General features: G+C 60.1%; 16 protein-coding genes and 2 pseudogenes. 10 read left to right on the top strand and 8 right to left on the bottom strand.

The window, feature by feature from the left end:
- Nucleotides 1-7: 7 nt before the first annotated feature.
- The 3 genes from mlaD to ACZZ0K_RS19605 are packed head-to-tail and all read right to left on the bottom strand — an operon-like array spanning nucleotide 8 to nucleotide 2,081.
- Nucleotides 8-475: an outer membrane lipid asymmetry maintenance protein MlaD gene (gene mlaD, locus ACZZ0K_RS19595; RefSeq protein WP_016771673.1), complete on the bottom strand. Its 468-nt coding sequence runs from the start codon at nucleotides 473-475 to the stop codon at nucleotides 8-10.
- Entirely contained in the window at nucleotides 475-1,272 is a 798-nt protein-coding gene (mlaE, locus tag ACZZ0K_RS19600) for a lipid asymmetry maintenance ABC transporter permease subunit MlaE (protein ID WP_016771674.1), read from the bottom strand. The genes mlaD and mlaE overlap by 1 nt, the downstream gene beginning before the upstream one ends.
- On the bottom strand, nucleotides 1,272-2,081 hold the full coding sequence (locus ACZZ0K_RS19605) for an ATP-binding cassette domain-containing protein (RefSeq protein ID WP_056782943.1): 810 nt from the start codon (nucleotides 2,079-2,081) through the stop codon (nucleotides 1,272-1,274). The genes mlaE and ACZZ0K_RS19605 overlap by 1 nt, the downstream gene beginning before the upstream one ends.
- Before the next feature lie 272 nt (nucleotides 2,082-2,353).
- On the opposite strand from ACZZ0K_RS19605, the gene ACZZ0K_RS19610 reads away from it, so the two are divergent.
- The 10 genes and pseudogenes from ACZZ0K_RS19610 (at nucleotide 2,354) to ACZZ0K_RS19655 (ending at nucleotide 9,355) form a co-directional block, all read left to right on the top strand.
- Nucleotides 2,354-3,328: a KpsF/GutQ family sugar-phosphate isomerase gene (locus ACZZ0K_RS19610; RefSeq protein WP_258707607.1), complete on the top strand. Its 975-nt coding sequence runs from the start codon at nucleotides 2,354-2,356 to the stop codon at nucleotides 3,326-3,328.
- Nucleotides 3,328-3,852, top strand: coding sequence for a KdsC family phosphatase (locus ACZZ0K_RS19615; protein ID WP_258707606.1), 525 nt, complete (start codon nucleotides 3,328-3,330; stop codon nucleotides 3,850-3,852). Before ACZZ0K_RS19610 ends, ACZZ0K_RS19615 begins: the two co-directional genes overlap by 1 nt.
- 8 nt (nucleotides 3,853-3,860) lie before the next feature.
- Nucleotides 3,861-4,433: an LPS export ABC transporter periplasmic protein LptC gene (gene lptC, locus ACZZ0K_RS19620; RefSeq protein ID WP_258707605.1), complete on the top strand. Its 573-nt coding sequence runs from the start codon at nucleotides 3,861-3,863 to the stop codon at nucleotides 4,431-4,433.
- Nucleotides 4,420-4,965, top strand: a complete 546-nt coding sequence (lptA, locus tag ACZZ0K_RS19625) for a lipopolysaccharide transport periplasmic protein LptA (RefSeq protein ID WP_016771679.1) — start codon at nucleotides 4,420-4,422, stop codon at nucleotides 4,963-4,965. The genes lptC and lptA overlap by 14 nt, the downstream gene beginning before the upstream one ends.
- Nucleotides 4,965-5,690, top strand: coding sequence for an LPS export ABC transporter ATP-binding protein (gene lptB, locus ACZZ0K_RS19630; protein ID WP_024011621.1), 726 nt, complete (start codon nucleotides 4,965-4,967; stop codon nucleotides 5,688-5,690). The genes lptA and lptB overlap by 1 nt, the downstream gene beginning before the upstream one ends.
- Before the next feature lie 166 nt (nucleotides 5,691-5,856).
- Nucleotides 5,857-7,347: an RNA polymerase factor sigma-54 gene (locus ACZZ0K_RS19635; protein ID WP_041477979.1), complete on the top strand. Its 1,491-nt coding sequence runs from the start codon at nucleotides 5,857-5,859 to the stop codon at nucleotides 7,345-7,347.
- Nucleotides 7,348-7,420: 73 nt separating this feature from the next.
- Nucleotides 7,421-7,729 carry a ribosome hibernation-promoting factor, HPF/YfiA family gene (gene hpf, locus ACZZ0K_RS19640; RefSeq protein ID WP_007912419.1) on the top strand — a complete coding sequence of 103 codons (309 nt, stop codon included), beginning with the start codon at nucleotides 7,421-7,423 and terminating at the stop codon, nucleotides 7,727-7,729.
- A gap of 11 nt (nucleotides 7,730-7,740) precedes the next feature.
- Nucleotides 7,741-8,204: pseudogene (gene ptsN / locus ACZZ0K_RS19645) on the top strand (PTS IIA-like nitrogen regulatory protein PtsN).
- Between the two features lie 2 nt (nucleotides 8,205-8,206).
- The gene (gene rapZ / locus ACZZ0K_RS19650) at nucleotides 8,207-9,064 is read left to right on the top strand and encodes an RNase adapter RapZ (RefSeq protein ID WP_041477977.1); all 858 of its coding nucleotides are present in this window, start codon (nucleotides 8,207-8,209) and stop codon (nucleotides 9,062-9,064) included.
- A 15-nt stretch (nucleotides 9,065-9,079) separates the two neighbouring features.
- Entirely contained in the window at nucleotides 9,080-9,355 is a 276-nt protein-coding gene (locus tag ACZZ0K_RS19655) for an HPr family phosphocarrier protein (protein ID WP_016771685.1), read from the top strand.
- Between the two features lie 34 nt (nucleotides 9,356-9,389).
- On the opposite strand, the gene ACZZ0K_RS19660 is transcribed toward ACZZ0K_RS19655, so the two are convergent.
- The 5 genes and pseudogenes from ACZZ0K_RS19660 to pmbA all read right to left on the bottom strand — a co-directional run bounded on the left by ACZZ0K_RS19660 (nucleotide 9,390) and on the right by pmbA (nucleotide 13,182).
- Nucleotides 9,390-10,283 carry a ZIP family metal transporter gene (locus tag ACZZ0K_RS19660; RefSeq protein WP_041477976.1) on the bottom strand — a complete coding sequence of 298 codons (894 nt, stop codon included), beginning with the start codon at nucleotides 10,281-10,283 and terminating at the stop codon, nucleotides 9,390-9,392.
- Between the two features lie 29 nt (nucleotides 10,284-10,312).
- Complete coding sequence (locus tag ACZZ0K_RS19665) at nucleotides 10,313-10,924, bottom strand: superoxide dismutase (protein ID WP_056782938.1); 612 nt, start codon at nucleotides 10,922-10,924, stop codon at nucleotides 10,313-10,315.
- Nucleotide 10,925: 1 nt separating this feature from the next.
- Nucleotides 10,926-11,366, bottom strand: coding sequence for a hypothetical protein (locus ACZZ0K_RS19670; RefSeq protein WP_042608764.1), 441 nt, complete (start codon nucleotides 11,364-11,366; stop codon nucleotides 10,926-10,928).
- Nucleotides 11,367-11,503: 137 nt separating this feature from the next.
- Nucleotides 11,504-11,584 (bottom strand): annotated as a pseudogene (locus ACZZ0K_RS19675) (FagA protein); the annotation flags it as partial.
- A gap of 251 nt (nucleotides 11,585-11,835) precedes the next feature.
- Complete coding sequence (gene pmbA, locus ACZZ0K_RS19680; RefSeq protein ID WP_024011613.1) at nucleotides 11,836-13,182, bottom strand: metalloprotease PmbA; 1,347 nt, start codon at nucleotides 13,180-13,182, stop codon at nucleotides 11,836-11,838.
- Nucleotides 13,183-13,279 lie beyond the last annotated feature (97 nt).

The following is a 13,279-nucleotide window of genomic DNA, read 5'->3' on the forward strand; positions in this document are numbered from 1 at the left end:
AAGCTCCTCATTTGGCGTCTTTGCTAACGGTATTGAGCAGGAATTTACCGATCAGGTCTTCCAGTACCAGTGACGACTGCGTGTCGTGGATGGTTCCACCGTCTTTCAACTGGGTGTCTTCACCGCCGACGCTGATACCGATGTATTTCTCGCCCAGCAGACCCGCGGTGAGGATAGATGCAGTCGAATCGACCGGCAGGTTGTCGACCTTTTTATCCACTTGCAGCGTGACCCGACCGGTGAAGCTGTCGCGATCCAGATCGATTGCGGTGACCTTGCCGATGGTCACCCCGGCCATGGTCACTTTGGCTCTGACCGTCAGACCGGCGATATTGTCGAAATACGCATACAACTTGTAAGTGTCGGTGGACGAAGTCGGAGACAGGCCGCTGACGCGCAAGGCGAGCAGCAGCAAAGCCAGGATCCCTGCCAGCAGGAACAGGCCGACACCGATTTCCAGGGTGCGGTTTTGCATCAGAAATCTCCAAACATCAAAGCGGTCAGAATAAAGTCCAGACCGAGCACTGCCAGCGAGGCAAACACCACGGTCTTGGTGGTGGCACGACTGATTCCCTCGGAAGTGGGTTCACAGTCATAGCCTTGGAATACGGCGATCCAGGTCACCACAAAGGCGAAAACGACACTTTTGATCACGCCATTGAGCACATCACTGGTGAAATTCACGCTGTTCTGCATGTTCGCCCAGTACGAGCCTTCATAAACGCCCAGCCAGTCGACTGCGACCCACGAACCGCCCCAGATGCCGACGACGCTGAAGATCATCGCCAGCACCGGCAGGGAAATGAAGCCGGCCCACAGGCGCGGGGCAATGATGTACTTGAGCGGATCGACACCGATCATTTCCAGGCTGGACAGCTGCTCGGTGGATTTCATGTTGCCGATCTCGGCGGTCAACGCCGAACCGGCCCGCCCGGCAAACAGCAACGCCGTGACCACCGGCCCCAGTTCACGCAGCAGCGTCAGGGCGACCATCTGCCCTACAGCCTGCTCTGAACCATAGCTGGAAAGAATGCTGAAGCCCTGCAGCGCGAGCACCATGCCGATGAAAATGCCAGAAACGACGATGATCACCAGCGACATGACGCCGACCGAATGCAGCTGCTTGACCAACAGGCCAAAACCACCGCTGATACCGCCACGGCCCAGCAGGGCGTGAAACAGGAACAGGGTCGCCCGACCAAACACCGCGACCGCGTCGATCGCCGATTCGCCGAACCGACGCACGCGTTCCATCAATGAAATTCTGCGCATCAACGCTTCCCCAGAAGATCTGCGCGGTAATCCGTCGCTGGAAAGTGATACGGCACCGGGCCATCGGGATCACCGGTCATGAACTGGCGGATACGCGGGTCATCCGAATTCATCAGCTCATCCGGCGTGCCCTGCCCCAGCACCTGACCATCGCCCACGACATAGATGTAGTCGGCAATGCTCGCCGTTTCCGCCAGGTCGTGCGAGACCACGATGCTGGTGATTCCCAGTGCATCGTTGAGCAGGCGGATCAGGCGCACCAGCACGCCCATGGCGATCGGGTCCTGGCCCACGAAGGGCTCGTCGTACATGAGAATCTGCGGATCGAGGGCAATCGCCCGGGCCAGCGCCACGCGGCGCTTCATGCCGCCGGACAGTTCGTCCGGCATCAGGTCGATGGCGCCACGCAGCCCCACGGCCTGCAATTTCAGCAGGACGATGTCGCGAATCATGTCTTCCGGCAGTTGCGTGTGCACCCGCAGCGGAAAGGCCACGTTCTCGAACACATCCAGGTCGGTGAACAGCGCACCGCTCTGAAACAGCACGCCCATGTGCTTGCGCGCATCGAACAGATCACTGCGCGACAGCGTCGGCAGGTTCTGCCCGTTGACCCAGACTTCGCCGCCGGACGGCCGCAACTGCGCGCCCATCAGGCGCAGCAGCGTAGTCTTGCCGCAGCCGGAAGGCCCCATGATGCCGGTGACCTTGCCGCGCGGGATGCGGATATCGACGTTATTGAAAATGCTCCGCGCACCGCGCTTGAAGGAGACTCCCTTCAGCTCGACCGCGTAGGCGTTATCGGCACTCATCTAAACTCCTTGCGATGCAGCCTCTCACTGGGATGCCAGACTTTCCTCGGAAACACCTGCATCCCGGGCAGGCCGAACTGGCGGCGAACTATATCACTGCAAAGGCTGAGCGCCCAAGCGAGAACCCGGCCAAGATCGCCGACTGAAGAGGGCCTGAGCGACTTTCAGAGGGTTTTGGTAACCAGTAATGACAAAGCACGTCGAACTTGCGTGAGGCTTTGCCACATACCCGCTATAATCGCCGCCTTTTCATCGGCCCATACGATTCTGACATGAGCAAAACCCGCGACCTGATTCAATCGGCACAACGCACCATCCGCCTCGAAGTGGAAGCCGTCCAAGGCTTGATGACCCATATCGACGCCGATTTCGTACGCGCTTGCGAGATGATTCTGGCCAGCAAGGGCCGTGTGGTCGTAGTCGGCATGGGCAAATCCGGGCACATCGGCAACAAGATCGCCGCCACCCTGGCCAGCACCGGCACTCCGGCGTTTTTTGTGCATCCGGCCGAAGCCAGCCACGGTGACATGGGCATGATCACCCGCGACGATGTGATTCTGGCCCTGTCGAACTCCGGCTCGACCAACGAAATCGTAACGCTGCTGCCATTGATCAAACGCCTGGGTATCCAGCTGATCAGCGTCACCGGCAATCCACAGTCGCCATTGGCGAAGGCTGCCGAGGTCAATCTCAATGTGCATGTCGAGCACGAAGCCTGTCCGCTGAATCTGGCACCGACCTCTTCGACCACGGCCGCACTGGTCATGGGCGATGCCCTGGCCGTGGCCCTGCTGGAAGCGCGTGGTTTTACCGCCGAAGATTTTGCCTTCTCGCATCCCGGTGGCGCCCTTGGCCGTCGCCTGTTGCTGAAAGTCGAAAACGTCATGCACGCCGGACAGGAGCTGCCGCAGGTACAACGCGGCACCCTGCTCAAGGACGCGCTGATGGAAATGACCCGCAAGGGTCTGGGCATGACCGCTATTATTGAGGCCGATGGCAAGCTCGCCGGGATCTTCACCGACGGTGATTTGCGCCGCACGCTGGATCGCGCCATCGACATCCGCAGCGCCACCATCGACCAGGTGATGACTGCACACGGCAAGACCGCCCGGCCCGACATGCTCGCCGCCGAAGCCCTGAAAATCATGGAAGACCATCGAATCAACGCCCTGGTAGTCGTCGACGAGGAGGATCGCCCGATCGGCGCCTTCAACCTCTCCGATCTGCTGCGCGCAGGAGTCATGTAATGAGCAACGATCTGCTGCAACGCGGCAAAGCGATCAAACTGGCAGTGTTCGACGTCGACGGTGTGCTCACCGACGGGCGCCTGTACTTCCTCGAAGACGGCAGCGAGTTCAAGACCTTCAACACCCTCGACGGCCAGGGCATCAAGATGCTGATGAATGCCGGCGTGCAGACGGCGATCATCAGTGGCCGCAAGACCCCGGTGGTCGAGCGCCGCGCGAAAAACCTCGGCATCCCGCATCTGTTTCAGGGGCGCGAGGACAAACTGGTGGTACTCGACGGTCTGCTCGCGCAACTGGGCCTAAACTATGAAGAAGTCGCCTATCTCGGTGACGATCTGCCAGACTTGCCGGTGATCCGCCGTGTAGGGCTGGGCATGGCGGTGGCCAACGCTGCCGATTTCGTCCGCGAACACGCCCACGGCGTTACCCGCGCCCGTGGCGGCGAAGGTGCCGCCCGCGAATTCTGCGAATTGATCCTGCGCGCCCAGGGCCGCCTCGAAGCGGCCAACGCCGCGTACCTGTGAGCCTGACCATGTTTAGCAAAAAGTTTCGCAATTTCCTGCTGTTCGGCTGCATCGCGGCGATTTTCGCTGCGGTGGGCTACTGGAACATCAGCCCTGAGCGCTTCCTCGACAAGCCGCCGGTCTCGGCCGCCGAGAATCCGATCGACTGGTACGCGACCAACACGCACACCATTCAATACCTGCCCGACGGCAACGTGCAGTACGAGATGACCTCCGACAAGGCCGAGCACGTCAAGGCCACCGATGTCACTCTGGTAACCAAGCCTGATTTGAACATGTACCGCGGCACCGACTTCCCGTGGCACGTGACCAGCGAGCGCGGCGAAGTGAATTCGGGCGGCACCGAAGTTGAATTGATCGATTCGGTACGCGTACAGCGCACCGATGAGAAACAGCGCGGCACCCTGATCACCAGCACCCGCATGACCGTGTTCCCGCAGCAAGAATATGCGCAGACCGCGCAACCCGTTAGAATCGAGGGCGCTGGCGGCGTATCGACTGGCGTCGGAATGAAAGCGTACCTGAAGGACAGCAGGATACACCTGCAATCGAACGTAAGAGGACAGTATGAGGCTCGTTAAAACCCTCCCTATTTTGCTCAGTCTGGGCGCAGCACTGGGAAGCGCGAGCGCCTGGTCCCTGCCGAACGATCAGCAGCAGCCTATCCGCATTCAGGCCGACGACGCCCAACTGGACGACAAGAATGGCATCGCCACCTATAAAGGTGACGTGATCATTACCCAAGGCTCGATGATCGTTAAAGGCAACACCGTGACCATGACGCGCGCGCCCAATGGCGACATCGACGTGGTGACCTCGGTAGGCAACCTGGCTTACTTCGAGCAGTTGCAGACCCAGGGCGACGCCAACCCGGTCAAGGGCTACGGCGTGACGATTCAATACCACGCCCAGCAGAACCGGGTGGTGCTGATCGACAAGGCCAAGGTTATCGACAAGGATAACAACGTCACCCAGGGCGAAAAAATCGTCTACGACACCGTGAAGAAGCTGGCCAGCGCCGGTCGCGCCACGGGCAGCAAGGTCACCGAATCGCGTCCGCGCATCGACATGGTGATCCAGCCGAAGAAGAAAACCGAAGAGAAATCCCAGTAATGGCAACTCTGAAAGCTCAGCACCTGGCCAAGGCCTATAAAAGCCGCCAGGTCGTGCGTGACGTCAGCCTGTCGATCGACAGCGGGCAGATCGTCGGCTTGCTCGGTCCGAACGGCGCCGGCAAGACTACGTGCTTCTACATGATCGTTGGCCTGGTGCAGGCAGATCAGGGCCGTGTGCTGATCGATGATCTGGACGTCAGCCACCAGCCGATGCACGGCCGCGCCAAGGCCGGTATCGGCTATCTGCCGCAAGAAGCGTCGATCTTCCGTAAACTGTCGGTCGCCGACAACATCATGGCGATCCTCGAGACCCGCCCGGAGCTGGACAAGGCCGGTCGTCGCAAGGAGCTGGAAAGCCTGCTGCAGGAATTCCACATCAGCCACATCCGCGACAACCTCGGCATGAGCCTGTCCGGCGGTGAGCGTCGCCGGGTGGAAATCGCTCGCGCCCTGGCCACTGCACCCAAGTTCATCCTGCTCGACGAACCGTTCGCCGGTGTCGACCCGATCTCGGTCGGCGACATCAAGCAGATCATCCATCACCTCAAGGCCAAGGGCATCGGCGTGCTGATCACCGACCACAACGTGCGTGAGACGCTGGATATCTGCGAAACCGCTTACATCGTCAACGACGGTCAACTGATCGCTGAAGGCGATGCCGAGACCATCCTGGCCAACGATCTGGTCAAGGAAGTTTATCTGGGTCACGAGTTCCGCCTGTAAGCGCGACAGCGCTGTATCGATTCAAGGCGCATTTATCCGCTTTAATTGTTACAGCGCTCTAGGCAAACACTTCAGTTTCAGGCATATAATTTGCTTAAGTTTGGCGCTTCGGCGCCCTGTAGTGGATGGCGCAAAGCGCCGGCGAATAAGGTGTTAAGCCCCTGCCATGAAACCATCGCTAGTCTTGAGAATGGGCCAGCAGCTGACGATGACACCGCAGCTGCAACAGGCCATCCGCCTGCTCCAATTGTCGACCCTGGACCTGCAACAGGAGATCCAGGAGGCTCTGGAATCCAATCCGATGCTCGAGCGCCAGGAAGAAGGCGACGACTTCGACAACGCCGATCCGCTGGCCGACAACGCCGAACAGAAGCCCGCCGAGATCCAGGAACCCTCCTACCAGGAAACCGCCCCGACGGTGGATAACCTCGAGGATGGCGATTGGAACGAGCGCATCCCCAACGAACTGCCAGTGGATACCGCCTGGGAAGACGTCTACCAGACCAGCGCCAGCAGCCTGCCGAGCAGCGATGACGATGAGTGGGATTTCACCACCCGCACGTCCGCCGGAGAGAGCCTGCAAAGCCATCTGCTCTGGCAACTGAACCTGGCACCGATGTCCGACACCGATCGCCTGATCGCCGTGACTCTGATCGACTGCATCAACAATCAGGGCTATCTGGACGAAACACTCGAAGAGATTCTTGAAGCGTTCGACCCGGAACTAGACATCGAGCTCGACGAAATCGAAGCCGTCCTGCATCGCATCCAGCAATTCGAGCCCGCCGGTATCGGCGCCCGCAACCTCAGCGAATGCCTGCTGCTGCAACTGCGCCAGCTGCCCGCGAAGACGCCGTGGCTGACCGAGGCCAAGCGTCTGGTCGCCGATTACATCGACCTGCTCGGCAGCCGCGATTACAGCCAGTTGATGCGGCGCATGAAGCTCAAGGAAGACGAGCTGCGCCAGGTCATCGAACTGGTGCAAAGCCTCAATCCGCGTCCCGGTTCACAGATCGAGTCGACCGAAGCCGAATACGTCATTCCCGACGTGATCGTGCGCAAGGACAACGAGCGCTGGCTGGTCGAGCTGAACCAGGAATCGGTGCCTCGCCTGCGCGTCAACGCCCAGTACGCCGGTTTTGTGAAGCGTGCCGACACCAGCGCCGACAACACTTTCATGCGCAACCAGTTGCAGGAGGCCCGCTGGTTCATCAAGAGCCTGCAGAGCCGCAACGAAACCCTGATGAAAGTGGCCACGCAGATCGTCGAACATCAGCGCGGCTTCCTCGAGTACGGCGACGAAGCAATGAAGCCGTTGGTATTGCATGACATCGCCGAAGCGGTCGGCATGCACGAATCGACGATTTCCCGGGTGACCACACAAAAATTCATGCATACCCCGCGCGGTATTTATGAGCTGAAATACTTTTTCTCCAGCCACGTCAGCACCTCCGAAGGCGGCGAATGCTCGTCCACGGCGATCCGCGCGATCATCAAGAAACTGGTCGCTGCGGAAAATCAGAAAAAGCCGTTGAGTGACAGCAAGATCGCTGGTTTACTGGAGGCACAAGGCATTCAGGTGGCTCGCCGCACCGTCGCCAAGTACCGCGAATCCCTCGGAATCGCGCCTTCGAGCGAACGCAAGCGGTTGATGTAAGCCACGTTACAGCGTTCCAGTGGCAGGCTTTTCGGCCTGCCGCTTTATGCACTGGCAACGAAGGAGAAGCTGTATGCAAGTCAACATCAGTGGACACCAACTGGAAGTGACCCAACCTCTGCGTTCCTACATCGAGGAAAAACTCCAGCGACTGGAGCGACATTTCGACAAGATCACCAACGTGCAGGTCACGATGTGCGTCGAAAAGCTGAAACAGAAGATCGAAGCCACCTTGCATATTCCCGGCAGTGAAGTGGTCGCAAACGCAGAAGATACCGACATGTACGCTGCGATCGACTCACTTACCGACAAGCTGGATCGCCAACTCAAAAAGCATAAGGAAAAGACCCAGAGCCTCCTCCAGGGCGCGACCGGTCGTTAACACCCCTATCCATGATCCGACTTGAAACCATCCTGACCCCCGGCCGTTCCCAAGTGAACGCGCCGGGCGGCAGCAAGAAAAAGCCCTCGAACAGATTGCCAACCTGATCCACCGCGAAGTGCCGGATCTGGCGATGCAGGATGTCTTCGAGGCGCTGATCGCCCGTGAAAAACTCGGCTCCACCGGTTTTGGCAACGGCATCGCCATTCCCCACTGCCGCCTCAAGGGCTGCGCGGGGCCAGTGAGCGCCCTGCTGCACCTCGAAGCCCCGATCGATTTCGACGCCATCGACGGCGCTCCGGTGGACCTGTTGTTCGTATTGCTGGTCCCGGAAGCCGCAACCGACGCGCATCTGGAGTTGTTGCGCCAGATCGCCAGCATGCTCGACCGCAAGGAAGTGCGCGACAAGCTACGCAGCGCTCCGAGCAATGAAGCCTTGTACCAGGTCGTACTGGACGAGCAGAACGGGCACTAATCATGCGTTTGATCATTGTCAGTGGCCGTTCGGGCTCGGGTAAAAGTACCGCCCTGAATGTCCTTGAGGACAACGGCTACTACTGCATCGACAATCTGCCGGCCGGTTTGCTGCCGGAACTGGCCGAGCGGGCGCTGATTCACACGGAACTGGCGCAGCCGCTGGTCGCCGTGTCGATCGATGCGCGCAACCTGCCCAGCCATCTGTCACGTTTCCCTGAGTTGCTCGAAGACGTGCGTGCCAAGCATATCAAGTGCGATGTGCTGTACCTGGACGCCGATGAAGAAACCCTGCTCAAGCGTTTTTCCGAGACCCGTCGTCGTCACCCGCTGAGCAACGCCAATCGCTCACTGGCCGAGGCGATTCACGACGAAACCGCCCTGCTCGGTCCGATCGCCGATCTGGCCGACCTGAAGATCAACACCACCAGTCTGAATCTGTATCAACTGCGCGACACCATCAAGTTGCGCCTGTTGAATCAACCGGAGCCCGGTACGGCGTTTCTGGTCGAGTCGTTCGGCTTCAAGCGCGGCATGCCGGTCGACGCCGACCTGGTGTTCGACGTGCGCTGCCTGCCCAATCCGTACTGGAAACCGGAGCTGCGCGCTCAGTCGGGCCTTGATGCACCGGTGGCCGAGTACCTGGCGCAGCAGCCGGATGTCGAAGAAATGTATCAGGACATCTACGCCTACCTGAACAAGTGGCTGCCACGCTTCGCCGCCAGCAACCGCGCCTACGTCACCATTGCCATTGGCTGCACCGGCGGGCATCACCGCTCCGTCTACCTGACCGAACGACTGGGTCAGGCCCTGCAGAAAACCCTGAAGAACGTCCAGGTTCGCCACCGCGACCTCACCTAAAGGATTTACACCGCGATGCCTGCTCGTGAAATCGAAATCATCAATAAGCTGGGCCTGCATGCCCGGGCATCGGCCAAATTTGTCGGCGTGGCGGGTCAGTATCCAGACTGCACGATCCGAGTGGGACGCACACCTGAAACGACTGTCGACGGCAAGAGCATCATGGCAATGATGATGCTCGCGGCGGGTAAAGGCACCAAGATCCATTTGAGCACCGAAGGCGAACAGGCTCAGGAAGCCATGGACGCATTGGTCGATCTGATCGAAAGGTATTTCGACGAAGGTGAATAATCCTCGAGGCGGGGACACTGTTCCTCGCCTCCATTCACCCCAACGCCGTATCCATCACCATCATCAGACAAAACCCGATCAGAAGGCCCAGACTGGCCAGCTTGTCATGCCCATGACGGCGCGATTCCGGGATCACTTCGTGGGTCACCACCAGCAACATCGCCCCCGCCGCCAGTGCCAGCCCCAACGGCAACAGCACCTGAGCCAGACTCACGAGCCACGCACACAGCAGCGCAAATATCGGTTCGACCAGCCCCGACGCCGCGCCGATCAGAAACGCCCTGACCCGCGACATTCCCGCCCCGGCCAGCACCAGAGCAATCACCAGTCCTTCCGGCACATCCTGCAACGCAATGCCCATCGCCAGACTGTCGGCGTCCGCCATCCCGCCTCCGGCAGATACGCCAACCGCCATGCCTTCCGGAATGTTGTGCGCGATGATGGCGAACACGAACAGCCAGATTCGCGGTGGAATCACCGGATGCTCCAGCGTGCCGACGAGCATTTCCGGCGAGGCACCGCAAATGCGCCGATCCACCAGATACAGACCGAACGCACCGAGCAGGATGCCGAAGCAGATCAGGCCACTGGCGGCCCACGGCGTCAGGCCAAGGCTCTCAGCTGCAGCTATGCCCGGCACGATCAACGAAAACGCCGTCGCCGCCAGCATCACCCCGGCACCAAATCCCAGCAAGGTGTCGCTGAGTGCCTGCGGCATGCGCCGGATCACCAGCACCGGCACCGCGCCAAGCGCCGTGCCCAAGGCGCAGATGGCACCGCCCTGCAAGGCACGTAACAGCCTCGGTTCCAGATTCAGCCATTGCAAAGCGTGGGCGACCAGTAAAGTCATACCCGCCAACAGCAAAAGCGAACCCACCGCGTAACGAAACATGCGCCCACTGCCAATCGCCAGTGTTTCCGTGCCCATAGTCAGCCCTGATTGTTTTTATTGAAGGCTTAAACCAGTGCGGCCTGATAGCGCGCAGCAACTTCCGGCCAGTTGATCACGTTGTAGAACGCGTTGATGTATTCCGGGCGACGGTTCTGGTAACGCAGGTAGTAAGCGTGCTCCCAGACATCGAGGCCAAGGATCGGGGTGTTGCCGTTCATCAACGGGCTGTCCTGGTTGCCGCTGCTTTCCACGACCAGTTTTTTCTCCGGTGTCACGCTCAGCCACGCCCAGCCGCTGCCAAAACGGGTCAGCGCGGCTTTGGTGAACGCTTCCTTGAAACTGTCGAGTCCGCCCAGTTGCTCGTCGATGGCCTTGGCCAGCGCGCCGCTGGGCTTGCCGCCACCGTTGGGCACCATCACTTCCCAGAACAGCGAATGGTTGGCGTGGCCGCCGCCCTGATTGATCACCGCCGCGCGAAGTTTTTCCGGCAGTTGCTGCACGCTGGCGACGAGTTTTTCCACCGGCCACTCGGCGAACTCGGTGCCTTCCACGGCGGCGTTGAGGTTGTTGATGTAGGTCTGGTGATGCTTGGTGTAATGGATTTCCATGGTCTGCGCATCGATGTGCGGCTCGAGGGCATCGTAGGCGTAAGGCAAGGCAGGCAAGGTAAAAGCCATTTCAATGGACTCCATACTGATGAGAAGTTGAGGCGCGGCGGGCATTGCCGGTGTCCGGATGCAGCAGGCGCTGGGTGCGTGGGTATTCGCCGTGCTCGCTGATGAAATTCAACAGTTCGACGTAGGTCTTGCTGCTCTGGCGCAGCGCCGCCTCACGCAGGGCCGGACGCAAGCGCTCGTCCTGCATGGTCTGCAACAAACGTTGATGGATGGCACAGAGATATTCGGCGCTCTCCTCCGGTTGGTTCAGGCGCAGATGCAGGTCAGCCAGGTTGTGATGTGAGACGACGCAGGCCGCCACCGCTTCGTCGGCATCCGCCCAGCGTTCGAACAACACCTGCGCCAGGGCCAGGGCTTGCAGGTAAGCCTCGCGGGCGTCGATCAGTTCGCCCAGCATGAAGCAGCGATTGGCCCGTTCGATCGTGCGTTTCCAGTGCTCCATGATGAGCCTCCAAAGCGGTTGCGGGGTTTACACGCCGCCGGCGGTGAGTTTCTCGGGGTTGAGCAACTCTTTCAGCTGGCTGCGCGACAGGCGGGTGTGTTCCAGGGCGACGTCGATCACCGCACAGCCTTCCTTGCAGGCGTTAGCGCGCAACGGATCTGGCGACTCATCCAGCGCCGGCTTTCGAGATAGGGCTGCTCGTGCAAGGCAGAACTCATGATCCGTGACTCGTTCGGAAATGAGATTTATTATTAGATGATAATGAGAACCAAAACAAGTGTTCGAGTTTGCGCTGTTCATTTGTGGGAGCGAGCCTGCTCGCGAATGCGCCGTGTCAGCCAGCACATTTGCAACTGATCCACCGCTTTCGCGAGCAGGCTCGCTCCCACAGGGGATTTGTGCGAAGCGAATAAAAAAGGCGCGCCATCCACAACGGATGGCGCGCCTTTTTTGTTGGCGGATTCGCGGCTTAGCTGCCGGCGACAGTCATCCGCTCGATCAACACAGACCCGGTGCGAATGTTGCTGCGCAGTTCCAGATCATTACCCACTGCGACAATCTGCTTGAACATGTCACGCATGTTGCCGGCGATAGTCACTTCCTGCACGGCGAACTGGATCTCGCCGTTTTCCACCCAGAAGCCCGCAGCGCCGCGCGAATAGTCACCGGTGACCATGTTCAGGCCATGGCCCATCAACTCGGTGACCAGCAATCCCCGGCCCATGCGCTTGAGCAGTGCTGCCTGATCCTCGTCGCCATGGGTGACGAACAGGTTGTGCACCCCGCCCGCGTTGGCGGTGCTCGGCATGCCCAGTTTCCGTCCGGAATAGGTGCCGAGGATGTAGGAGACCAACTCGCCCTTTTCGACGAACGGTTTCGCGTAAGTCGCCAGGCCATCACCGTCGTAGGAAGCACTGCCCATGGCACGCATCAGATGCGGACGCTCATCAATGGTCAGCCATTCCGGGAACAGCTTCTGCCCCAGTGTGCCTTCCAGAAACGACGATTTGCGATACAGGCTGCCGCCGGATACGGCCGAAAGGAAGCTGCCGAACAGACCGCCCGCCAGTTCGGCGGAAAACAGCACCGGCACCTCGCATGTCGGCACCGGCCGCGCGCCCAGACGGCTCGCCGCCCGTTGCGCGGCACGCTGGCCGATGCTCACCGGATCAGCGAGCAGACTGCCCTGGCGATTGACGTCGTACCAATAATCGCGCTGCATCTGGCCGTCGGCTTCGGCGATCATCACGCAACTCAGGCTGTGCCGGGTCGATGCGTAACCGCCGATGAAACCGTGGCTGTTGCCATAAACCCGGCAGCCCTGATGGGTGCTTAGGGTGGTGCCGTCGGCGTTCTTGATCCGCGCATCGGCATCGAACGCCGCTGCCTCGCAGAGCAAAGCCTTCTCAATGGCCTGTTCCGGGGTGATGTCCCATTCGTGGAACAGGTCGAAATCCTGCACATCCCTGGCCATCAGCGCCGCATCGGCCAGACCCGAGGCTTCGTCCTCGGAGGTGTGTTTGGCGATCGCGAGTGCTGCAGCGACGGTTTCACGAATCGCCTCCGGCCCGGTGGCCGAGGTGCTGGCCGAGCCTTTGCGCTGGCCGACGTACAGGGTGATGCCAAAACCCTGATCACGATTGAATTCAACGGTTTCGACCTCGCGCTGACGCACCGAGGTCGACAGCCCCTGCTCCAGCGACACCGCGACTTCACAGGCGCTGGCGCCCTGGCGCTTGGCTTCGGCGATGATCTGCTCGACCTGTTCTTGCAGTGCCGGCAATGCCTGCGGGCCGACGCTTTGAACTGCACTCATGCTCATCTCCACTCAAATTCTGCTTTCGGCTGGGGTCATCGAGCGACCGGGCCGGACAAGCGGCCCCCGACTGGTTATCATGGCGGCGTTTCTTTGC

The sequence above is a fragment of the Pseudomonas sp. AC255 genome, from assembly GCF_979258175.1.

Bases quoted from the DNA above. Each gene is read 5' to 3' on its own strand.
- mlaD (WP_016771673.1), bottom strand. From the start codon at position 475: ATGCAAAACCGCACCCTGGAAATCGGTGTCGGCCTGTTCCTGCTGGCA.
- mlaE (WP_016771674.1), bottom strand. From the start codon at position 1,272: ATGCGCAGAATTTCATTGATGGAACGCGTGCGTCGGTTCGGCGAATCG.
- ACZZ0K_RS19605 (WP_056782943.1), bottom strand. From the start codon at position 2,081: ATGAGTGCCGATAACGCCTACGCGGTCGAGCTGAAGGGAGTCTCCTTC.
- ACZZ0K_RS19610 (WP_258707607.1), top strand. From the start codon at position 2,354: ATGAGCAAAACCCGCGACCTGATTCAATCGGCACAACGCACCATCCGC.
- ACZZ0K_RS19615 (WP_258707606.1), top strand. From the start codon at position 3,328: ATGAGCAACGATCTGCTGCAACGCGGCAAAGCGATCAAACTGGCAGTG.
- lptC (WP_258707605.1), top strand. From the start codon at position 3,861: ATGTTTAGCAAAAAGTTTCGCAATTTCCTGCTGTTCGGCTGCATCGCG.
- lptA (WP_016771679.1), top strand. From the start codon at position 4,420: ATGAGGCTCGTTAAAACCCTCCCTATTTTGCTCAGTCTGGGCGCAGCA.
- lptB (WP_024011621.1), top strand. From the start codon at position 4,965: ATGGCAACTCTGAAAGCTCAGCACCTGGCCAAGGCCTATAAAAGCCGC.
- ACZZ0K_RS19635 (WP_041477979.1), top strand. From the start codon at position 5,857: ATGAAACCATCGCTAGTCTTGAGAATGGGCCAGCAGCTGACGATGACA.
- hpf (WP_007912419.1), top strand. From the start codon at position 7,421: ATGCAAGTCAACATCAGTGGACACCAACTGGAAGTGACCCAACCTCTG.
- rapZ (WP_041477977.1), top strand. From the start codon at position 8,207: ATGCGTTTGATCATTGTCAGTGGCCGTTCGGGCTCGGGTAAAAGTACC.
- ACZZ0K_RS19655 (WP_016771685.1), top strand. From the start codon at position 9,080: ATGCCTGCTCGTGAAATCGAAATCATCAATAAGCTGGGCCTGCATGCC.
- ACZZ0K_RS19660 (WP_041477976.1), bottom strand. From the start codon at position 10,283: ATGGGCACGGAAACACTGGCGATTGGCAGTGGGCGCATGTTTCGTTAC.
- ACZZ0K_RS19665 (WP_056782938.1), bottom strand. From the start codon at position 10,924: ATGGCTTTTACCTTGCCTGCCTTGCCTTACGCCTACGATGCCCTCGAG.
- ACZZ0K_RS19670 (WP_042608764.1), bottom strand. From the start codon at position 11,366: ATGGAGCACTGGAAACGCACGATCGAACGGGCCAATCGCTGCTTCATG.
- pmbA (WP_024011613.1), bottom strand. From the start codon at position 13,182: ATGAGTGCAGTTCAAAGCGTCGGCCCGCAGGCATTGCCGGCACTGCAA.